Genomic DNA, 22,118 nt, shown 5'->3' with positions numbered 1-22,118 from the left:
TTATTGTATAACGTTTAATAATTAGATTGCAATTCCCTTATAAGGGAAAAAGGAGTAACATGAAAAGTGACACAAGATATTCACATTTTGTGAAAAAGAAAACAAAGTCCGGGAAACCAAGGATAGCGGTAAATATAGACGTTTTGTCATGACATAGTCTACGTTATCCTGTGTCAAATGTAGTTCCGGCGGTGAATACACAATAATGAAAACGCTGTTTTAATCGGAAAGGGGTTACTTTGTATGAAAGGATTTTATTCCAGAAAGATTCATTCCTTGCTAGGCGTTATCCCGCTTGGAGCTTTCTTCATTGAGCACATGATGACGAATTTTGCGGCTGTAGAGGGTGGCGCTTCCGGTTTCACTGACAGCGTGATATGGCTGAATAGCCTGCCGCTTGTCTTCTTCCTGGAATTGTTCGGTATATGGCTTCCTCTGCTGTACCATGGCGTATACGGACTGTATATTGCCTATCAATCCAAGCCGAACTTGAACCGCTTCAACATTGAAAGAAACTGGCGTTATACGCTGCAACGTATTACAGGAATTATTACCTTTATCTTTATAGTTTGGCATTTGTTCCAAACCCGGGTTCAGGTGGCAGTTGGTAGTGTAGAGCATGAAGAGCTGGGCGGTCTGATGCATGATATCGTGACTCAACCACTGATGTTGACACTGTATATTATTGGTATCGTTGCAGCATGCTTTCACTTCTCAAACGGCCTATGGTCTTTCTTGATCAGCTGGGGAATCACGGTAGGACCTCGTTCACAGCGGGTATCCTCTTACCTTTGTCTCGGTATATTTGTTCTTGTAACGTTTATGTTCCTCATTTCGCTAGTCACTTTCCGTGATGCTGAATTTCAAACCGCAGCTTCTATAGCTCAGTCCATAAAGACTTTCATCTAAGTAATTATCCTCTCAGGACTAGATTCCAGAATCCTTTCTGATATTTTCAATAAAGGGAGTGAACTATCATGGCAACAGCAAATATCATTATCGTGGGTGGCGGTCTGGCCGGCCTGATGGCTACCATCAAGGCGGCGGAGTCCGGTGCGCATGTTCAATTATTCTCATTAGTGCCTGTAAAAAGGTCACACTCCGTTTGTGCGCAAGGCGGCATCAACGGCGCGGTAAATACGAAAGGGGAGGGCGACTCCCCTTGGGAGCACTTCGACGATACCGTTTACGGCGGTGACTTCCTGGCGAATCAGCCACCGGTCAAGGCGATGTGTGAAGCAGCACCGGGTATCATCCACCTTATGGACCGGATGGGCGTAATGTTCAACCGCACACCTGAGGGATTACTCGACTTCCGTCGTTTCGGCGGAACGAAGCGTCACCGCACTGCATTTGCTGGCGCAACGACAGGCCAACAGCTTTTGTATGCGCTGGATGAGCAAGTGCGCCGTTGGGAGTCCGAAGGTCTTGTAACGAAACGTGAGAACTGGGAGTTCCTCTCGGCCATCGTCGACGACGAAGGTGTATGCCGCGGTATAAGTGCCCAGAATCTCAAGACGATGGAGATTGAGACTTTTCCTGCAGACGCTGTTATTTTGGCTAGCGGTGGGCCTGGTATTATTTTTGGTAAAACAACGAACTCCGTAATTAATACGGGCACAGCAGCAAGTGCGGTGTACCAACAGGGCGTACATTATGCCAACGGAGAATTTATCCAGATTCACCCAACGGCTATTCCAGGAGATGACAAGCTCCGCTTAATGTCGGAATCAGCACGTGGTGAAGGCGGCCGCATCTGGACTTATAAAGATGGAAAGCCGTGGTATTTCCTTGAAGAGAAATATCCAGCCTACGGTAACTTGGTGCCGCGCGATATTGCTACACGTGAGATTTTTAATGTGTGTGTGGATCAAGGGCTGGGCATTAACGGTGAGAACATGGTGTATTTGGACCTCTCTCACAAGGACCCGAAAGAGCTGGACGTGAAGCTTGGCGGGATTATTGAAATTTACGAAAAATTCATGGGGGATGACCCTCGTAAAATACCGATGAAAATCTTCCCGGCTGTGCACTATTCCATGGGCGGTATGTGGGTTGATTACAACCAAATGACAAACATTCCTGGTCTGTTTGCGGCAGGCGAATGTGAATATCAATATCATGGAGCGAATCGTTTAGGCGCTAACTCTCTGGTATCTGCCATTTACGGTGGTATGGTTGCTGGACCAAAGGCTGTTGAATACATTAAAGGTCTGAAGAAATCGTCACAAGATATCTCTTCTTCTGTATATGATAGCTTCCACAAAAAGCAGACGGACAAATATGAGTCTCTGCTAGCGATGTCAGGTACAGAGAATGCTTATGTGATTCACAAGGAACTGGGCGAATGGATGACCGCCAATATGACGGTTGTACGGCACAATCCGAAGCTGGAAGCGACCATTGGCAAAATCAAAGAGCTTAAAGAACGCTATCGCAATATCAATATGAACGATACGTCACGCTGGAATAACCAAGGTGTGGCATTCACCCGTCAGCTGTGGAACATGCTGGAGCTGTCCGAAGCGATGACACTGGGAGCGCTTATGCGCAATGAGAGCCGCGGCGCTCATTACAAGCCGGAATTCCCGGATCGTAATGATGAGGAATTCTTGAAGACCACGAAAGCAGCTTGGACTGCAGACGGTCCGCAAATCTCTTACGACGAAGTCGATGTCTCACTGATCCCTCCACGGGTCCGTGATTATTCGAAGGATTAATCTTTCCAGCAGTGAAACAGCTTGCGAGGCAAGCTTAATGAAATAAAATTAGGCAATTTGAGGAGGGAACCATTATGGCGGAAACTGCTACAGCTCCCAAAAACGTAAAGTTTATCATCACCCGCCAGGACGATCCACAAAGCTCATCTTATGTTGAGGAATTTGAGCTCCCTTATCGTCCGGGTATGAATGTAATCAGTGCTTTGATGGAAATTCAGCGTAACCCGGTGAATGCCAAAGGTGACAGCACCGTTCCGGTATGCTGGGATTCCAACTGTCTAGAAGAAGTATGCGGAGCTTGCTCGATGGTGATCAACGGCAAACCTCGCCAAGCCTGCGCAGCGCTTATAGACAATCTGGAACAACCTGTACGCATTGAGCCAATGAAGACATTTCCGGTGGTGCGTGACTTAGTGATTGACCGTACTCGGATGTTCAACGCACTTAAACGAGTAAAGGCCTGGATTCCAATCGATGGTACGTATGATCTTGGGCCGGGACCACGTATGCCGGAGAAGAAACGGCAGTGGGCTTATGAATTATCTAAGTGTATGACTTGCGGCGTATGCTTGGAAGCTTGTCCGAATGTCAACGAGAAGACGGATTTCATCGGACCCGCAGCCATCTCTCAAGTACGCCTGTTCAATGCTCATCCTACGGGTGAAATGAATGCGGATGAAAGATTGGACGCATTGATGGAAGATGGCGGTATTGACGGTTGTGGTAACTCACAGAACTGTGTGCGCGCTTGTCCAAAAGGTATTCCTCTTACCACCTCCATTGCAGAAATTAATAAGCAGACGACAAAACATATGTTCAAACGCTGGTTAGGTGTGTAATAAGTAGTACCGCCGGATCTTTAATATTGAGCTATCCTCAATGGTGGATTTATATTCGCTGAGGATAGCTTTTTTGTTTATAATTGGTAGGGAATAGGAAATTCGTCTAGCTCAGAAGAATGAATAGCATATGCTATAATATCCATTGTTAACGTACGTTAGGTGTGGAACAACAGGGAGGAATAATCGTGATTTGTCGGGAGCATGATGGAGCAATTGTAATGGTTAAACAGCATGATCACGGGAAGTTAGCTGGAGAGCTTGCCATTTGGTTTAAGGAAGAGCATGTGCCAGAAGAAGGACGCCGGGATGAGGTGCTTTGGGCGGTAGCTGAACATGACCGGGGCTGGATTGATCTGGATGAGACGCCCTTTTGGAACGATGCGGAACACGCGCCTTACAGCTTTATTGATTTTCCTGTAGTGCCGAAGCTGACCTTTTATAAGCGAGGACTTGATGAGATCGAGGCGCGGACACCTTACGGAGCGCTTTTGTGCAGCTTGCATTTTGAACGACTCATTAAGATTTCGGGACTGGATTATCCAGAACTGACTTTATATCAAGAGCATGAAGAGGAACGTAGATCCCGTATTCACCGAGAACTGGAAGTATCTAAACCGATTGCTGAGGATGAGCTGTATTACGATGCCCGTCTTTTGGAATTCTGCGATGACTTATCTCTATATTTGGCTTTAAATGAACCGGGTAGCCCGAAATCTGAGGAGCATCCATGGTGGCGTGAAGGATTCTCTGGCAGTGAAGATTTCAGTTTTACGTCAGGTCGTACGATAACCGTGGAGTGGAAAGATAAGTCAACGTTAGTGCTGGATCCTTTTCCCTTTAAAAAGACGGTGGAAGTAGCCTTTATGCTGAAACGAGTCCAACAATCAGAAATTGCTAAGAGAGGCATCGCACCCGCATACCGTGATACGCCAGAGGAAGAATGTAGAATTGTACTGACGGCTCTAAACGAAAGCTGAAGGGAAGGAGAAACTCCGTATGAAGATACAATCGTCTGGGGCTTCTCCCAATAAGAAAAATAATCATTCAGGTAAAGGCACCCACTCTAGCGCCTCTGGACGTCGATCTAAGGGCAAGACAACAATGACCCGCCGGCAATTCCTGGTTCGAGGTGCGGCTACTGTAATCGGCGCAGGCTTGCTCACAAGTGGTTACGCTTGGCAAGGGGAGCCGAACTGGATTCAGGTTACTAAGCTGAAGTTGTCCTTCAAAGATATTCCCTCTGCTTTTTCAGGCATGAAGGTTGTCCATTTCAGTGATACTCACCTTGGGTTTAATAAGGATGCCCGTGATCTGGCTCGACTTGCAGAACGTATCGCTAAGGAGGAACCGGATCTTATATGCTTTACAGGCGACATCGTGGACAGCAACCCTGAGGATCTTGTAGATGCCATACCTGTATTGGCAGAGCTGAATGCTCCACTAGGAAAATATGCGGTGCTAGGCAACCATGATTTCAAGAATACGAAGCGGATTATCGAGTTGTTTACATCTGCTGGGTTCCGGGTGCTAAGGAATGAATCTTATCTTCTAAAAAGAGGCGGGGCAGTTATGGCTGTGACCGGACTGGATGATCTGCTGCATGGCGAGCCTGACCCTGTGAAGGCACTCAAGGGTGTGCCTGCAGGAACCTTTACCGTTCTGATGATGCATGAACCGGATTATGCTGATATAGCAGAGGCTCATTCATTTCACCTACAGCTATCCGGGCACAGCCATGGAGGACAGATTCGCCTGCCGTTTGTAGGTGCGCCATTCACCCCTTATGGGTCTCAAAAGTACATAAATGGATTGTATTATACAGATACCAAGCGCATGCCAGTGTATGTGAATAGAGGTTTTGGCGAAACAGTCATGCCTTTTCGTTTTCTATGTAGGCCTGAATTAACGGTGCTGACATTGCACCATTCATCGGATGAATAGGCTGATATTTTAGCTGCATGGAGGAGAGAGTATGAGCACTTATGAGGCAGTATCGTTCCAGACGCAACAAGGTGTGGCGGTTGACCTTAGGATGATTCCGCCCGAGGATGCCTGTCATTTGCAGCAACTGCTCTCCCACCCAGAAGTGCAGGCTCATATTCAAATACGCACCGGAGCTGGATCAGACCTTGCTCAGGTGGAGAAGCTGGTGAACCGGATGTTATTCGCATTCGATCCTTGCGCGTTACATGCGGGTATCTATTTGAAGGAGCAGCAGAAGTTGATCGGTATTGTTGCTTTACAGCATTGGAACCGCCGTGAGGGCAAGGCCACTTTAGGATATATGCTAGACCCGGCGTACTGGGGAGGCGGATTGGCGACAGAGGCTGTTGGCTTATTTTTAAATTACAGTGTTCATACGCTTGGAATCACGCGGATCGAAGGGCGCTGCCGAGGAGATAATATTAGATCCGAACGTGTGATGCTTAAGAACGGCATGATGCTGGAGCGAGTGATGCCCAGAGTAGGCTCCTTGGACGATGTAATGAAAGTATTCACATTGTTACACAAATGAAATAATGCCGTTATGAAACTCTAACAGTGTCCGGTTAAACTAAGTACATGACCCCCTTTTAAAAATATACTGCTTTGGGACCCGATGATTCGGGTCCATTTTTTTTGTCAGGACCTAATCCGATCGTTTATGATTAACAAACAGTCGAATGAATTGAGAAGGAGGCGTAACATTTTGAATGATGTAATACAGACGTTAATGAATCACCGTTCTTTCCGGCAGTATTCTGATCTACAAGTGGAGCCGGATAAGCTAAAGATAATGATCGAATCGGCCCAAGCAGCGCCCTCATGGGTTCATGGACAGCAGGTCTCCATTATAGCTATCAAGGATTCTGCGCGTAAGCAGCAGCTTTCGGTCTTGTGCGGCAATCAGAAGCATGTAGCAGCAGCCCCCGTCTTTCTGGTGTTCTGCATGGACTTCTATAGAGCGAAATTAGCAAGTAAAGTGGAAGGCAAGTCTTTTGAAGCGGTAAAAGATGTAGATGCTCTGCTCGTTGGAGCTACAGATGTCGGTATCTCAGTGGCTAACGCGATTGCAGCGGCAGAATCCATGGGACTCGGGATCATCCCTATTGGGGGTGTCCGGCGCAATACAGCAGGCGTTATTGATCTGTTGAAGCTGCCGGAGTACGTATTCCCTATCGTCGGGCTCTGTGTCGGATATCCAGCCGAAGAGACCGCACAGAAGCCGCGGCTGCCGCTGGAAGCGGTGTTTCATGAGGAACAATACAATCCGGATGTGGAAGGTCTCCTGGAGGCGTATAATCAAACCCACCGTGAATATATGCAGCAGCAGGGATTAACGGAGAGAGATTGGACGAGCACGATTGCTCATTTTTACGATATCAACCCGGAATATGGGGATGCGAAGCGCACCCTGAAGCAGCAGGGGTTTACCTGCGATAACCTATAAATAAACGACAATGCACCAAGCGGAGATTGGTTTAACGGAGGGTAACCCCACCCCTAAACCAATAACGCTTGGTGCATTTGTTCAAAATATAAGAAATCTTTACAGTGAAACTTTAATTTTCTCGCGCTGCTTGTAATAAACCCAATGTGTAAAACCAATCGCTTTCAGCTGTGCAGCTACCGCATCTAGGTCTTCTGCGACTCGGGACGGCTTATGCGCATCCGAACCGAAAGTAACCTCAACGCCAAAATGATGTGCACGCTCCAGTATATCTTCTGAGGGATACCAACCGCCAACCAGCTTGGTTCCGCCTGAGGTATTAATTTCGATCGCCACGCCACATTCACTAATTACTTGCAGACAGTCATCAATTGGCTTTGGAGCAGGAATTTCTGAAAAAGCAGGATAATTTCCCTTCATTGCATCAATGTGTCCGAGAATTTGAAACATGCCACTGCGGGCGGAATCAGCAATCAATCGATAATAATCAGACTTCACACGAATCTGTTCATTTTTGCTAAGCCCTTTCCAGCGACCCTTGTTAAAGATACTGACGCCACCAACACTATGTACCGATCCAATCACATAATCAAAAGGGTAGGCGGATAATGTTTTGCGGTAAAGCTCGGCATGCTCAGGGAAGTAGTCTGATTCAATACCTAGCAGAACGTCGATTACACCTTCGTATTCTTTTTTGAGGGAGAGGACTTCCTCAACATAGTTTGAGAATTCGGACTTACCCATAGCAATTAGAGGAAAAGCTTGCTCGGAAGGGCTTCCGAAATATGGGGTGTGATCAGAAATGCCTATTACCCCTAAACCTGCTGAAATTCCGGCTTCGATATAATCTCTAATTGTTCCATCAGCATGGCCACAGCGAAAATGATGTGTATGCAGGTCAAATTTCATCAAGATCAACTCCTTTAAACAAGGTTATGCAATTAGCTCAGAAGTATCGATTCCACTTTTGGGTGTTTTTTATTCAGACCCAATAAATTGTGTCTCCGGCATACCTTTGAGATCACTAAGAAACTGTCTCATGGCTGAGTTCACGTATTTTCCTGACTTCGTTATGACGCCAACAGGATGCGTGACTTCCAATTCAATAATAGGCACAATTTTGAGGGAACCGGCTCGCACCTCAGCGGTCACTGACTGCTTGGAAATAATGGCTGCACCTAAATCGAGTTCTACCATCCGTTTCACTTCTTCGCTGCTGGTCAGTTCCATAATTACCTGTGGCTCTATGCCATGCTTGGAGAATACCTCGTCGGCAAATTTACGGCCCACTGTATCCGGTGAGAGCAGAATTAGCGGGGTTTTGTTTAGGGCTTCTATACCTGCAGTCTTAACTTGAGCCAGGGGGTGTCTAGGTGAGACCACCAACTCGAATGTATCATAATAAAGAATGGAAGTAGTCATACTCGGACTACGTCCGATCAAATAGCCAATGCCGACATCGACAATGCCATTCTCGACATGTTGATAAATTTGAGACGAGGACATAGAGGAAATAGATGTTTTGATATGAGGGAACTGGTCTTTAAAATAGGACAAAATACGCGGTAAAATTTGAATGGCGATAGAGGTAGTAGTGCCAAGAATAATATGTCCTTGGGGATTATCTTCAAGGTCCGCAAGTCTCTGTTTAAGCTCCTCGACAATCGTCACAATTTGTTCCGCATGCTCCAGAAATACAGTTCCTCGATCGGTTAACGTAACAGGCTGGTTCCGGTCAACCAGCTGTGTTTTGAACTCTTCTTCAAGGCTCTTGATTTGTGCTGAAACCGCTGGTTGGGTCAAGTTAAGCAGTTCTCCGGCCTTGCGAAAGCTCATCGTTTTGGAGATCGTTATTAGTGTCTCCAGCTGGCTGATGTTCATGGAATACCTCCTTTGGACAAGCAAATATGAAAGTGATGGGGTGAAATATTACGTTCCATGTTGGCATTTGATTTAAATTATAGGAGATAATACCCGACAGAGCAATGTTGCAACATAAACAAACTTGGGTTCGAATTCGACATGTACATTAATTTTTGCTGAATTGTGCCGATATATAAAGTATAATAAATCCATATTACTTGGGACTTTTGGTATATGACTAAAGCACGATAAAGGGGGAGACAGGACTTTCATGAAAGCAGAAGTAATTAATCCGTTTTTAGAATCTGCACGGACAGTTATAGAACAAGTGATTCAGGTCTCGCCTTCCACTGGGAATTTGGGCATCAAAGAAATTGAACTGATCGATAATCATATATGGATTCAAGTGGGAATGACAGGCCAGCTGAGCGGAAATATTATATTTGGTATCGCAGAGCAGGTAGCCTTGCGAATGGTATCGATTATGATGGGCGGCTATGTGATTACGGAGATGGATGAGATGGGTCAGAGTGCAATTTCAGAGCTGGGCAATATGATCAGTGGAAATGCTAGTACGATTCTATATAATCAGGGGGTTTCAGTGGATATAAGTCCTCCCCAAATTATGAAGCTTGAGAGCATGTCCTTTTTGCCTCGCAGAGCACTTAGTATTCCATTGTTGATGGATGGGGTTGGAGAGATGGATATTCAGGTGATGATCTCTTAGGCAAGAGTTAGGAGCTGAAATACTTTTTATGGTACTTAAAGATAAGGTTGTTGTGATTACAGGAGCATCCAGCGGTATTGGTGCATTAACCGCACAAATGCTTAGTAAGCAAGGTGCGATTCCGATCCTTTTGGCACGTTCCGAAGCGAAGTTGAAAGAAACGGCGGCCGGTATTCCGGGCGTTTTTGGACTGTATACATGCGATGTAACAGATGCCGACGGTGTACAAGAGACCTTTGCTCAAATTTTGGCGACTTACGGCAGAATTGATATTTTGCTAAATAATGCTGGGTACGGTAAATTCGCCGCTTTTACAGAGATGGAGCCTCATGAGTTTGATGATATGATGGATGTTAACTATATGGGGATTGTTCGCTGTACGAAGGCTGTTGTTCCACATATGTTAGAGCGGGGAAGTGGCCAGATCGTAAATGTGGCTTCTATGGCAGGGAAGATCGGTACAGCCAAATCGGTAGCCTATACAGCCACCAAACATGCTGTTCTCGGATTCACGAATGCACTCCGTCAGGAGCTGCGGAAGAGCGGAATCATCGTCTCGGCTGTGAACCCTGGTCCCATTGCCACTGATTTTTTCAAAACGGCTGACCCTTCCGGCAATTATGAAAAGAGCGTAGCTCGGATGATGATGACACCAGAACATGTCTCTTCCAAGATCGTAAAGGTCATGGAAACTGGCAAAGAAGAGATTGATCTTCCGGGTCTGGCAGGGTTTGGTATTCGGCTTTATGGTCTGTTTCCTCGCTTGGCGGACAAGCTTACTTATAATGCGATGAACAGAAAATAGAGCCTGCCGTCAGCATTATTGGCCTTCCATTTGGTGGAGAGGCCTTTTTGGCATATAATGAAGATATTATCTCAAGCGAAAAGGATGAATTACACTTATGAATAAAGCTTCTTTTGCGGCTATCGGCATTCAGGAAGACCTAGTTGCCCGATTGTCGGAATTCGGTATTAACGCTCCATCCCCTGTACAAGAGCAGACGATTCCACTTCTGCTGGAGGGAAGAGATGTTATTGCTGCTTCCCAGACTGGAACGGGTAAGACCTTGGCCTATCTGTTGCCTCTGCTTCAAACGATCAACCCGGAGCAGAAGGTGGTCCAAAAGCTGGTGCTCGCCCCTACACAGGAGCTGGCGATGCAAATCTTACGTGAGGCGGAACGTTATGGCGAACACCGTGGGATTCGAGTAATGGGTCTTATTGGCGGGGCAGCCATCAAACGCCAGATTGACAAACTGCGTGAGCATCCACAGCTTGTTGTGGGAACCCCTGGCCGGATTCGTGAATTGATTGGTCTTCGCAAGTTAAAGATGCATGAAGTCAGCACGATTGTTCTAGATGAAGCGGACCAAATGTTTCAGCTAAGCGGGGCCGGAGAGGTAACGAAAATTGTTAGCAGCGCACTGCGTTCACGCCAGCTCGTTATGCTGTCTGCAACCATTGGTCCGGAGACAAAAGCCTTGGCAAATCGTGAAATGAAGAACCCGGCAGAGGTTGGAATTGCTCCTGGTGTCATGACAGCAGAGAGTTTAGAGCATCACTACGTTGTTACTGAAGAACGCAACAAAATAGACATGCTGCGTCGGGTCATCCGTCATTACAATCCAGATAAGGCGATTGTGTTCGTGAATGCGACTGATGATATTGCAGAGGTAGAGGCTAAGCTAAACCATCTTGGACTGACCGCAGCCGCACTTTACGGTGATGCTGATAAAGTAACGCGCAGTAATGTACTGTCACGTTTCCGCGAAGGGAAATTCCGTGTGCTTGTTGCCAGTGATGTAGCTGCCAGAGGACTGGATATTGAGAATTTGTCACTGGTAGTAAGCTTCGATCCTGCCTTTGATTCCGAGCATTATGTACACCGTGCGGGTCGTACGGGTCGGATGGGAAAACGCGGATTATCCGTAACGATTGTGACAGAGCAGCAGACCTTTATTATGCGTAAATTTGCGCGTGAACTGGATATTGCCCTTGAAGAGCGGGAAATGGTCGGTGGCAAGGTGCTAGCAGCAGATGAAGCGCGCAACGCTTTGAATAGTGGACGGGGACGAAATGAGAGCGGCGGACAACGCCGCGATGCTTCTTCTCCGCGCATCAGTAAGCCACAGGCGCGAACATCTGGGAATGCAGGAACTCAGCCGTCTACAACCAGCACAGAGCAGCAACCTGTTAAAAGACTGGCAACGATCCAGACAAGTGAGGCAAGCGTAGAATCACAGCGCGATTCTCGGCGCAGTGTGAATCCTTCTGCGGGCGCGCGTGGAGGTGCTACTCCTGCACGAAGCAAACGCAGCAGCAATGCGGAACGTGAGAAGAACCGTAAGAATAAAGGAGCACCAAAGTGGTTGAAAGACAAAACTCCGAGAGGTGACGGTCAATGAATAATTCTCCCGTATTGCAAATTACGGGCCTCAGTGGTGGATACAGCCTGAATAAGCCGGTGCTGCATGATATTGCACTTCAGGTGCAGCCTGGCGAAATGGTTGGTTTGATTGGTTTAAATGGAGCAGGAAAAAGTACGACCATGAAGCATATCCTAGGATTGATGTCGCCCCACAAGGGCGATATCACAGTAAAGGGCAAGACTCGTGCTGAAGATCCCATCGGATATCACAATGCTTTGAGTTTTGTACCTGAATCGCCTCTTCTGTATGATGAAATGACAGTACGTGAGCATGTTGAATTTACAGCAAGAGCGTATGGGGTAGAACAAAGTGACTACGAAACTCGCACCTTACATCTAGCCAAGCTGTTCCATATGGAAGATAAGATGGACACGTTGTCGACTCATCTATCCAAAGGGATGAAGCAGAAGGTCATGATCATGTGCGCTTTCGTGGCACGCCCTGCGTTATATGTGATCGATGAGCCCTTTTTAGGACTGGATCCGCTCGGGATTCGCTCTCTGCTTGATTTCATGATGGATCTGAAAAAATCAGGTTCCTCTATTCTGCTTAGCTCTCATATTCTTTCTACCATTGAGAATTATTGCGATCGCTTTATTGTGCTGCATAGAGGTAAGGTGATTGCTCAGGGAACGCTGGCAGAAATTGCGGCAACCACTGGACTACAGGGGCTGACTTTGGAGCAGCTGTTCTACGAGCTGGTTCAGGGAGGGAAATAATATGGATTTGAAAGAGCTGCGGCGCACGCGGCGAGGTCGATTCATGGGAAGTATGCTTCCTTATGTGGGATATATCATTCAAAGCGGCGTAGCTATGGTCTTCCTCTTTGTGTTGATTGTCTTCTCTGCTTGGTATACATCGTTGTTACAGAATGTGCCTGAAGGCATTCCCATCCGCTGGATTATGCTTGCAATACTCCTGCCTGCAGCAGTAAATAGCAGCTTCCGCACCTATTTGCAGACTCCGGATACGATCTTTCTATTGCCTCAAGGACATCGAATGAAGGAATATTTCGCACCTTCGTGGGTGAGTGGGAACGTATGGAAGATTGTTCGATTGTTATTTGTACTCATTACCCTTTGGCCGTTGTACATACGTACAGATGACTCGCCTAAGCGGCTGTTATTTACAATATTGATTCTGATTGCTGTGAAGCTAATCGCGAGTTACGGCTTATGGAAAGAGATAGCTATGCTGTCGCGTCCGATGGCAGGCATATTCACTTTCTTACGCTGGGCAGTAGGAGGATTAATTATTGCCGCTTGGTTGTGGCAGCCTGCCGGTAGAAGCCTGATATTTATGGCGCTATTAGCAGCAGCCTATCTTGTTGCACTATCCGTACCTGGACGCCACGCCGTACCTTGGGAAAGACTAATCGCCATGGAAAAAAATCAAGGTGGACGCGCCCTGATGGTTCTGGGTTGGTTCGTGGATGTGCCGGGCCGTGAGCAACGGGTATATCCTCGTCGTTATCTTTCCAAATGGGGGGCTCGGCTGCCTTGGCGTAAGGATACGGCTTACCGCTATCTGCTGACCAAAAGCTTCGCCCGAGGAGATATCTTCGGAATCATTATGCGGATTTCGGTGCTGGCTTTGCTGCTGAATTGGTTGAACCATGACAGTTACTTCGGTACAGCCATCTATTTGTTCTTCCTGTTCATTATTGGTGTACAATTGTCGGCACTCCGCAAATTGCATAGTGAGTCTTTTTGGTTGACAGTGTATCCCTTTCCTGAAGGCAGTAAGGCGGATAACACAACACAATTCGTATTCCGCGCGCATCTGGTAGTGGCACTGATTCTTGGTTTACCTTTCTTAGCCTCTATAGGCGACCGCCTACTGCCAGTGATCGGTACATTCGCAGCAGGTATTCTGGTATCCGTTCTGTTTAAGGCATACTTGTCCCGTAAAGCGGCACGGATGGCTGACGAGGATTTGTAGGAAGTTATTTCAAAATAAAAAAGGCTTTCTCAAAAGTAGAGAATTCTACGGATGAGGGAGCCTTTTTTTGTGTGGGGAATGAAATGTACCACGGGAAATGGGAAAGAGCTCAAGGCTCTCTCCCGAGACTGTCTTCTCTAGTTAGACAAAAAGTGAACGGCTGATGATAACCAGCAGGATAAAGAGAACCAAGATAGCGCCAGTGCTTGTGAAAGGGCTACCTCCGTGACAGCAACCATGCCCGCCTCTTACTTCTTCGCTCATGTTCATTCCCCTTTCGGTGTGTGTTGTACTTGAGTACATCGTATTGTATGTGTGGAGAGAGAAGCATGTATAGGCCAATGCCGGAGGAGTCCAGAAAAAAATCAGCCCCGTAGAAACGGAGCTGATTGTAAGGAATATGAAAGATTTGTTAAGCTTTTTCCAGATCACGCACGCCTGCGTATACAAGATCAAACAGATCTTCGAGCTGTTCTTCTTCGATACAAGAGAAAGCAATCCGCAGATCTGTTTCACCGAGAGCGATAGTGCCCAGTCCGTAATTATGAATCAGGTGAAGCCGAAGAGCTTCAGCCGAAACAGTATGCAGCTTCAGACACATGAAGTAGCCGGAGTTAAAAGGATAATACGTCCATACATCATCGCCGTATTTGCCGCTATCGAGCAGCGCTTTTACTTTATTCGCACGGCCCTTCATGATTTGGAATTTCTCTTCCTTCTGCTCTTCGAATTGTGGAGATTTCAGTGCATCTAATACGAAGGTCTGTGATGGGTGTGCACCGCTGGAAATAGTGGCGCGAATGATGCCTAATGTTTTTTGCTCCAATGCAGCCAGCAAATCCTTGTCTTCCGAGGCATAAGTGATGAAGCCAACCCGGAAGCCCCAGACGAATTCTTCTTTGGTTGCACCGTCAATTTTGATTGGAAGCACACGTGGGTGCAGATGAGCAAGCTTACCGAATAATGATTCCTTTAGTGAGTCTTCAAAGAACAGTCCGAAGTAGGCATCATCACTTACGACAACTACGTTAATGCCTTCCTCAGCCGCACGAAGGATAGCTGCGACGATTTCATCGCCTTCCTTAATCCCTGGAGTATATCCTGTAGGATTGTTAGGGAAGTTCAGCAGAACGATCGCTTTTCCGCGTTCTTTTTGAGCCAGTAGCGCTTCTTCAAGACCCGCACTGTTAAAGGTCATTTCTTCTGTAAAAAGCGGATAGTTAATGGTCTCCCCATGGCGGCGAATTCCGAAGGTTAGTTCATAGTTTTCCCAGTTCTTATCTGGGTAGATGATAGCGTCACCTGGCTCAGCGAAGAGGTCAGCGACAATGCTAAGCCCATGAGTCAGGGCGTTGGTTACAACAGGATTGCTGATGGTTTTACCTTCTAGCGATGGATTTTCGCGTAGCATCTTTTCACGCCATACAGTACGCAGCTCTGGTTTACCTGCTGGAGGAGCATAACTATACAGATCCTTAGGGCTGTAAGCGGAAAGCTTATCCTGAATGACACCGAGGTGCATAGGTACACCGCCTTCGGTAGCAATACCGATGGTTGCGTTGTATTTCTTGGCGTGAGCTCCTGCTTCAGCAGATTGACTCAGGATACCCTCCTTAGGGAAGTAAATTTCTTTGCCAAGCGTAGAGAGCATATCATATACATGTTCATTTCCTGCTTTGATACTTTCGTTTAATTGTCCAGCTAGTGGATTCATCAGTTTCATCCTTCCAGGGTTCTTTGGGGATACATACTGTTAACATTGCCTAACATTATATCACCGCCACTTGCAACCGTCACTTGGAAAGATACGTTTTTTTAAAATTTAAGGAAGTTTAAGTTTTACACTATACGTAGCGCTTATTTTGAACGAGAAACTGGTTTATCCGTATCTATTATTCGGAGTGGTAGGGGCAGTATTTTTTCATCATTTCAATGGTTTCTTCATCACGTGGATGATTTCTTTCAGATAGGCCGGAAATGACCCCAGAACGTCCTTCTTCTTTTAGATTCTGCCCAAACTTAAACTTCGCCGTGATCTCATCTGGGGTAATGCGCACTACCGCGACGCCCTTTAGACCGGGACGGTATTTAGGGTCCTCTGCATCTATCTGATTATAGCCGCCCTCGGGCTGGAGTTTTTTCATAAATAAGGAGAGTACGATGGCTTTTTCGCTAATGTCTTCGACGGGCTCGGCTATGCCGTAGGCGGTAACACTTTTAAAATATGCGGTTGCTGGGCAGGCCATCTCTGGATCGCTAAAATAAGACGGAATCAGTGCATACTCATCCGCTACGGTAAAGCAGACCTTCTGCTGATTGCGGATCGCCTTCATTTTTCCGCCAGTATGACTACCGTGGAAATAGAAACAACCATCTGTATATACAAAATTCAGCGGTGTCACCCGCGGTAGCCCCTGTTCATCGCTTGTACCGAGAAAACCGAAGCTCATTCCGTCTAGAAAAGAGATCAATTCTTCCTCCTGATCTACTTGAAATTCTTTTCTGCGCATAGGGTTCACGTCCTTTTTCTTAATAGTGTAGAGCATTTGCTCCGATGTAGATGTTCTTTCAAGAATAGTAGAGTAGTTGACAATTAAAAAGGACCAATTAAGATAGTTTTTAATGGACCACTTGCTGGCCAAGGAGGGAAACAATGAATATTACGCTGGCATTCGATCAATATCTGGCGATACACCGCTACAAATATTTAGCGTTATATCATGCACTTCGCGCTGGAATATTGGAGGGGACTCTCCCGGGTGGCACTCAGCTGCCGTCTACACGAAGTCTGGCTATGCACTATGACTTGTCACGCGGATCGGTCTCGCAGGTGTATGAAATGTTGCTCGCTGATGGTTATGTAAGGACGGTGACTGGACGGGGGACATTCGTATCAAAAGATAGCTTTGTTTCAGCTTCTGGAGATAATAAGCGTGAAAATGTGACTTTGGGTGAGGTGGCAGATGCTGCTGGGGGAGGCACTGCATCTGAGAGAACGATCCCACTTTCGGCATGGGGAGAACGACTACTCACGCGCCCGACACCCTTGTATGAGCAGCATAGTAATAATGTTGTAAGCTTCCTTAGCGGCGGTATGCGGATGGAGCACTTTCCTTACGCCGAATGGCGCAGTGCGCTAACGTATGCTGGAGGGAAAGAAGGCGGTTTGCTGCAAAGCACTTGTCCTCCCGAAGGAGATGAAGGGCTTCGCAAAGCTATCGCTGCGCATCTGCGGATTACCCGCGGGATTCGTGCGGATGTAGAGCATATCGTATTGTTTAGCGGTTCGATGCAAGGCATCGTTATTTTGACCCAGCTGCTGCTGGATGCAGGGGGCGAAGCGGTTGTCGAGGATCCGGGTTTCCATGGGATTCGCCGAGCGGTAGAGATCAATGGGGGACGATTGCTGGTAGGAAAGCTGGATGATAGCGGTCTAATTCCGGAGGATTGGGATGCGCGTCTGTTGTTTGTTACACCAAGTCGCCAATTTCCTACTGGTGTGGTGCTGCCTTTGGAACGGAGGCGTATCTTGCTGGAATGGGCGCAGCGACATGAAGCGGTAATCATTGAAGATGATTATGACAGTGAGTTTCGGTGGTCGGGACGTCCAATCGAGCCATTAAAAGCGCTAGATCGCGGAGAACGGGTCGTGTATATTGGCTCCTTCTCAAACACGATGTTCTCTGGCCTTCGGCTTGGCTTTGCAGTGCTTCCACCCTCTCTGGTAAAACCGACGATCGCCGCCAAGGCGCTATATGAGCCTTTACCAGTCGGACTGCTGGAACAGCGGGCATTGGCACGGTTTATGAATACCGGCGGCTATGGCCGTCATCTGCGTCGGATGACCCGCATTTATGGTGAACGCGGTCGCATCCTTAGGGCAATGCTGTCAGAACAGCTTAATGAGCTGTTTGAGCTGCTGCCTGGAGATGCGGGGCTGCAAGTATATGCGCGGTGGCTACGCAGTAGAGAAGAGTTCGTGGCATTCCGGGCGGCAGCGCGCAGGCGCGGCACGGATTTCAGAGATGTGGCGTTATATCAAGTTTCGCCGGGGGAGCCAGCCGCATGTTTTGCTTTTGCCCATCTGAATGCTGTGGAGCTGGAGGAAGGAATAAAGCGCCTGCTTTTGGCGTGGGAAGATGTACAAACTGCAACATGACAAGGTATGATGGTGGGGATGGGAAGCAAAACGAAGTGAATGCTAACGATGCAAGTTTTGCGGAGTAACTTAAGTAGATTATGCTAACAAAACAATGTGAATGCTTACGAAGTGAGTTTTGCGGAGTAACTCAAGTAGATTATGCTAACAAAACTTTTAGGAGGGAACGTTATGCTGCACGCATCGCCATCCTCTTTTGTTATATTACCTGCCTTGGCGAAGATTGTGTGCGAACCAAGCTGGAAATGGCAAAAAAGAGAGAAGTCGCTGCAAAATTATGATTTATTCTATGTATGGAGCGGGGAAGGGACGGTTATTCGTAACGGGGAACCCTTCCAAGTGGGCAAGGGGAGCTGCTTCTTGTTCCGTCCGGGTGACCATACTAGCGCTACTCATAATCCGCAAAGACCACTTGTCCTTACATATATTCATTTTGATGTCACCGGAGAGGTGACGGATGTTCCGCTGCCCTATCGCGTACTTGCAGAAACCGTTGAATTTGAGCATCTGCTTGCTCGTTACGTCCGGCTGTTCCTAGTGGATACGTACGCGGCTGAGGAAGAAGGGCAGCTTGTTCTAAAGCAACTAATGATTCATCTGCTTAGGGAGGACCGAGTGAAGCCTGTAGAACGTTATGCTAGCAACCATTTAACAGAGATTATTCACGAAATAGCGAACTATGTGAGCCAACATCCCGGGATTTCGCATCGCGTAGAGGATCTTGCTGCACGTGCAGGGCTGTCGCCTCGGTATTTCTCAATTAAGTTTAAGGAGCTTACTGGCTCTTCCGTTCAATCTTATGTCATTCGAGCTCGGATTGAGCGTGCTCAGCATTTGCTGCTCTACGCTGGGATGAATGTTACTGAGGTAGCGGATGCACTTGGATACCGTGACATTTTCTTTTTCAGCCGCCAGTTCAAGCAGTATACCGGAAAAAGTCCATCTGAGATCCGTTGATTCTCATTCGTTGTTTCAGTTATTTCATCCAAGGGTAAATACTTTGCAGTTTAGTTTACAGAGAATTTACATAACTTCTTGGAAGGGGAGACGCATGGGATGATGATCAGACGCCGAATCTGCAACACCGATTGTAAAAGTGGAGGGGCAGGGCTTTTTAGAAACCGTTTGAGAAGATTAAAACAATCGAGTGCTTTTGCCATAGATAGCTGGTTCTAAACTGAGCAGGTATACAATCGCTGGATATGACCAAAGACTTTAAATAACCGGGGCCAACAGGCTTCCGGTTTTTTTGAAATATAAGAATGTATATTTGATACAATAGAATAAATCTCCTGTGAGGGTAATTTTGCATTCTGTTGCATATCTTACATTCAATTGCCCAAAAAACGCCCATACTAGAGATTATCACGGTGATCTATTGCATGATGTAACAGAGTTCCAGAGTATATAGGTGGGAGGAGAGATAAAATGTACGAAATCGTACTAATACGTCATGGTGAAAGCCAGTACAATGTGCAGAATTTGTTTACGGGTTGGAGTGATCCGGATTTAACCGAGAAAGGTATTCAAGAGGCTAAGGCTGCTGGCAAGCTTTTGAAGGATGAAGGGTATACATTTGATCTAGCTTTTGCATCGGTACTCAAACGATCGATCAAAACACTCAACTATGTTCTCGATGAAATGGATCTGCTGTGGATTCCTGTGCAAAAGTCCTGGAAGCTGAATGAACGGCATTATGGTGCACTTCAGGGACTTAGTAAAAGTGAAACGGCGATAAAATACGGTGAAGAACAATTGCATCTCTGGCGACGGAGTTTATCGGTTCGGCCTCCACTGCTTGAGCTTAATGATCCTCGGTATGCCAGAAATGATATTCGTTATAGCAGTATTCGTCCGGAGGATATTCCGCGAGGCGAGAGCCTGGAAGATACTGTTCATCGTGTGGGTGATTTCTGGAGAAACCGCATCGTTCCCCTTGTACGTAAAAAGGAACGGGTGCTCATTTCAGCCCATGGCAATACACTGCGAGCGTTGATCAAATTTATGGAAGATATTGATGAGGCAGCACTGCTGGAGCTCAATATTCCTACAGGAGTACCACTCGTGTACAAACTGGATGAGGACATTAATCCAATCAGCCGCTTTTATTTAGGAGATCCGGAACAGGTTGCGGCCAAGGCGCGTGATGTTGCTAAGCAAGGACATGTGTAATAGGCGTAACAGATGTAAGGAGAGCATATAATGACTTGAAAAGATTAAGGGACAGCCATGGGGCTGTCCTTTTATTTTAGTGTGTAGTAGGTGTCCAAAAGGTAAATGCAGTAGATGTTAACATATTCTCCATTGCCAATGATAGAATAATACTATATAGTTATATTGATAATGATTATCAATATCATCATATAATATGTCGATTGGAGTGAATTATTTTGTTTAAATCTCCAAAAACTTATCTATTGCTTGTGTTTACTTTGGTTATAACGTTACTGCTAGCAGCTTGCGGACAAGCAGTTGAGCATAACAACTCCTCAGTAGATGGGACAGAGAGTGCCGTATCTTCATCAAACACCAATGACTCATCCAGCGAAGTGGACATGGTTACATATCAAGCAAGTAACGGAGATATTCAAGTACCCAGACATCCGAAACGGATTGTCGATTTAACCTCCTTCGACACTGGATACTTCTTGGCGTTAGGTATCAAACCGGTTGGTGTTATGAATGGTGTCTTAAACAGTCCCTACTTTGAAGGAATGCTGGAAGGCGTTCAAGGCCTTGGGGATGAACCATCTCTTGAACACATTTTAGAGCTGAACCCTGATCTTATTGTTGTATTCTCCGGAATGGAAGGACTCGACAAGCTGGCCGAAATAGCGCCAGTAGTAGCCATTCAATACGGTGCAAAAACTATCAGAGATCAAATGCTTGATTTCGGTACATTAACGGGGAAAGAAGCCGAAGCTAAAGCTTGGGTGGAACAATGGAACAAAAAAATCAAAGAATTGAAGCCTAAGGTGTTAGCAGCTGTAGGTGACAAAACCGTTTCTATCCTAAATCCGTTTTCCGGTGGACTATTCGTATTCGGTCACAGCTACGGGCGCGGTGGAGAAATTATTTATAATGAATTTGGCCTGAAAGCACCTCCTGAAGCGCAGAAAGAAGCCATAGACAGCGGCACTGGTTGGGCAACAATCTCCCTTGAGAAGCTGCCTCAATTTGCTGGAGAAATTGTATTCACATGCCCATGGGCTGGCGATACGAGCGATCCAAAAATCGTCTATGACAACCCCTTGTGGAAGCATCTTCCTGCGGTAAAAGCAGGCAACGTATTCCAACTGGACCCAACCGCTGATACATATAGTGATCCCGTTACGCTTGAAGCGCAGTTAAATTACATTACTGAGAGTCTTTTATCTGCAAAATAATTCTACTTCAACGAAAGTCCACGAACTTGCATTTGGTTTTTATAGCAGGGAGAATCGGCATTGAGCGATGCTGATTCTCCCTGCTATTTTTAATGTAACTGTTTTATAATGGGCCCATCTTAACTTCGGTTTATAAGTTTAGCTATCTGCCGAGTGAGTCTTTTTAGTTATTTTGAAAAACTTGAATTCTGTGATACATGAGTATATTCAATAAATCTATGAGGATTTTCTATGTTAGGATGATATTTCTGATGATAGTATTCAATGTAAGTTTAAAAAGTAAAGGAGGAATTAATGAACAATTTCGCACGTTTTAATTTGTAAGTATGAGTTAGGAGAATTATGCGAAAAATCTAAACCGGTTTAGATTTAATCAGTAACACACTTGATGCTTGAATAAGCCTTACTCCACAGCGGCTAGCGCTCTTAGAGAATAACTCCTTCCTGAAAGTAAAATCATCCTATCGGTTTATGAAGCGAACGTTTATGCATTAGAAATTTTTAATTGAAATCTCGCTCTTTACGATGACCCATTATCCTAAGCTGTACCTTAATCGAAAGGAATGGTGATAAGTATGAGGAAAAATTGTAATCGCTTACTTAAAGTATTATTCTGCTGCA

The 22,118-nt window shown here is 46.2% G+C and carries 21 protein-coding genes; 16 read left to right on the top strand and 5 right to left on the bottom strand.

Annotated elements, in window-relative coordinates; all coding sequences use genetic code 11:
* Window positions 1-243 precede the first annotated feature (243 nt).
* From PAENI_RS08770 to PAENI_RS08740, 7 genes are all read left to right on the top strand, one after another.
* Window positions 244-909 carry a succinate dehydrogenase cytochrome b558 subunit gene (locus tag PAENI_RS08770; protein ID WP_042130879.1) on the top strand — a complete coding sequence of 222 codons (666 nt, stop codon included), beginning with the start codon at window positions 244-246 and terminating at the stop codon, window positions 907-909.
* A gap of 68 nt (window positions 910-977) precedes the next feature.
* Window positions 978-2,720, top strand: coding sequence for a succinate dehydrogenase flavoprotein subunit (gene sdhA / locus PAENI_RS08765; RefSeq protein WP_042191550.1), 1,743 nt, complete (start codon window positions 978-980; stop codon window positions 2,718-2,720).
* A gap of 74 nt (window positions 2,721-2,794) precedes the next feature.
* Window positions 2,795-3,559, top strand: a complete 765-nt coding sequence (gene sdhB, locus PAENI_RS08760; protein ID WP_042130877.1) for a succinate dehydrogenase iron-sulfur subunit — start codon at window positions 2,795-2,797, stop codon at window positions 3,557-3,559.
* Window positions 3,560-3,747: 188 nt separating this feature from the next.
* A complete protein-coding gene (locus PAENI_RS08755; protein WP_149644993.1) occupies window positions 3,748-4,539 on the top strand; it encodes a DUF3891 family protein in 792 nt (263 codons plus the stop codon).
* 19 nt (window positions 4,540-4,558) lie between these two features.
* On the top strand, window positions 4,559-5,503 hold the full coding sequence (locus PAENI_RS08750; RefSeq protein ID WP_149644992.1) for a metallophosphoesterase: 945 nt from the start codon (window positions 4,559-4,561) through the stop codon (window positions 5,501-5,503).
* A 31-nt stretch (window positions 5,504-5,534) separates the two neighbouring features.
* Window positions 5,535-6,077, top strand: a complete 543-nt coding sequence (locus PAENI_RS08745) for a GNAT family N-acetyltransferase (RefSeq protein ID WP_052404410.1) — start codon at window positions 5,535-5,537, stop codon at window positions 6,075-6,077.
* Window positions 6,078-6,251: 174 nt separating this feature from the next.
* A complete protein-coding gene (locus PAENI_RS08740) occupies window positions 6,252-6,992 on the top strand; it encodes an NADPH-dependent oxidoreductase (protein ID WP_149644991.1) in 741 nt (246 codons plus the stop codon).
* Window positions 6,993-7,091: 99 nt separating this feature from the next.
* Here the strand turns inward: PAENI_RS08740 and PAENI_RS08735 are convergent, their stop codons facing one another.
* Together PAENI_RS08735 and PAENI_RS08730 are read right to left on the bottom strand one after the other, a co-directional pair.
* On the bottom strand, window positions 7,092-7,901 hold the full coding sequence (locus tag PAENI_RS08735; protein WP_149644990.1) for a histidinol-phosphatase: 810 nt from the start codon (window positions 7,899-7,901) through the stop codon (window positions 7,092-7,094).
* A gap of 69 nt (window positions 7,902-7,970) precedes the next feature.
* Window positions 7,971-8,873, bottom strand: coding sequence for a LysR family transcriptional regulator (locus PAENI_RS08730; RefSeq protein WP_042191539.1), 903 nt, complete (start codon window positions 8,871-8,873; stop codon window positions 7,971-7,973).
* A gap of 253 nt (window positions 8,874-9,126) precedes the next feature.
* Here PAENI_RS08730 and PAENI_RS08725 point away from each other — a divergent pair, with 253 nt between their 5' ends.
* The 5 genes from PAENI_RS08725 (at window position 9,127) to PAENI_RS08705 (ending at window position 13,952) form a co-directional block, all read left to right on the top strand.
* Window positions 9,127-9,582 (top strand): chemotaxis protein CheX, encoded by a 456-nt coding sequence (locus PAENI_RS08725; protein ID WP_042130872.1) that lies wholly within the window; start codon window positions 9,127-9,129, stop codon window positions 9,580-9,582.
* Between the two features lie 28 nt (window positions 9,583-9,610).
* Window positions 9,611-10,387 carry an SDR family NAD(P)-dependent oxidoreductase gene (locus PAENI_RS08720; protein ID WP_076300333.1) on the top strand — a complete coding sequence of 259 codons (777 nt, stop codon included), beginning with the start codon at window positions 9,611-9,613 and terminating at the stop codon, window positions 10,385-10,387.
* A 97-nt stretch (window positions 10,388-10,484) separates the two neighbouring features.
* Entirely contained in the window at window positions 10,485-11,987 is a 1,503-nt protein-coding gene (locus tag PAENI_RS08715; protein WP_149644989.1) for a DEAD/DEAH box helicase, read from the top strand.
* Window positions 11,984-12,730 carry an ABC transporter ATP-binding protein gene (locus PAENI_RS08710; RefSeq protein WP_076285232.1) on the top strand — a complete coding sequence of 249 codons (747 nt, stop codon included), beginning with the start codon at window positions 11,984-11,986 and terminating at the stop codon, window positions 12,728-12,730. Before PAENI_RS08715 ends, PAENI_RS08710 begins: the two co-directional genes overlap by 4 nt.
* Before the next feature lies 1 nt (window position 12,731).
* Window positions 12,732-13,952 (top strand): ABC transporter permease, encoded by a 1,221-nt coding sequence (locus PAENI_RS08705; protein WP_149644988.1) that lies wholly within the window; start codon window positions 12,732-12,734, stop codon window positions 13,950-13,952.
* A 141-nt stretch (window positions 13,953-14,093) separates the two neighbouring features.
* On the opposite strand, the gene PAENI_RS32575 is transcribed toward PAENI_RS08705, so the two are convergent.
* From PAENI_RS32575 to PAENI_RS08695, 3 genes are all read right to left on the bottom strand, one after another.
* Window positions 14,094-14,216 (bottom strand): YjcZ family sporulation protein, encoded by a 123-nt coding sequence (locus PAENI_RS32575; protein ID WP_262495560.1) that lies wholly within the window; start codon window positions 14,214-14,216, stop codon window positions 14,094-14,096.
* 148 nt (window positions 14,217-14,364) lie between these two features.
* Window positions 14,365-15,666: an aminotransferase class I/II-fold pyridoxal phosphate-dependent enzyme gene (locus tag PAENI_RS08700; protein WP_149644987.1), complete on the bottom strand. Its 1,302-nt coding sequence runs from the start codon at window positions 15,664-15,666 to the stop codon at window positions 14,365-14,367.
* A 178-nt stretch (window positions 15,667-15,844) separates the two neighbouring features.
* The gene (locus PAENI_RS08695; RefSeq protein ID WP_149644986.1) at window positions 15,845-16,462 is read right to left on the bottom strand and encodes a pyridoxamine 5'-phosphate oxidase family protein; all 618 of its coding nucleotides are present in this window, start codon (window positions 16,460-16,462) and stop codon (window positions 15,845-15,847) included.
* A gap of 143 nt (window positions 16,463-16,605) precedes the next feature.
* Here PAENI_RS08695 and pdxR point away from each other — a divergent pair, with 143 nt between their 5' ends.
* The 4 genes from pdxR (at window position 16,606) to PAENI_RS08675 (ending at window position 21,497) form a co-directional block, all read left to right on the top strand.
* Entirely contained in the window at window positions 16,606-18,111 is a 1,506-nt protein-coding gene (gene pdxR / locus PAENI_RS08690; RefSeq protein ID WP_149644985.1) for a MocR-like pyridoxine biosynthesis transcription factor PdxR, read from the top strand.
* A 171-nt stretch (window positions 18,112-18,282) separates the two neighbouring features.
* Window positions 18,283-19,068, top strand: coding sequence for a helix-turn-helix domain-containing protein (locus tag PAENI_RS08685; RefSeq protein WP_042191520.1), 786 nt, complete (start codon window positions 18,283-18,285; stop codon window positions 19,066-19,068).
* Window positions 19,069-19,539: 471 nt separating this feature from the next.
* A complete protein-coding gene (gene gpmA, locus PAENI_RS08680) occupies window positions 19,540-20,283 on the top strand; it encodes a 2,3-diphosphoglycerate-dependent phosphoglycerate mutase (RefSeq protein ID WP_042191518.1) in 744 nt (247 codons plus the stop codon).
* Window positions 20,284-20,501: 218 nt separating this feature from the next.
* Complete coding sequence (locus tag PAENI_RS08675) at window positions 20,502-21,497, top strand: ABC transporter substrate-binding protein (protein WP_149644984.1); 996 nt, start codon at window positions 20,502-20,504, stop codon at window positions 21,495-21,497.
* The last annotated feature ends 621 nt before the right edge of the window (window positions 21,498-22,118 follow it).

This window comes from Paenibacillus sp. B2(2019), assembly GCF_008370385.1.
Taxonomy (GTDB): domain Bacteria; phylum Bacillota; class Bacilli; order Paenibacillales; family Paenibacillaceae; genus Paenibacillus_AQ.
This window is presented reverse-complemented; position numbering and strand designations above follow the sequence as displayed.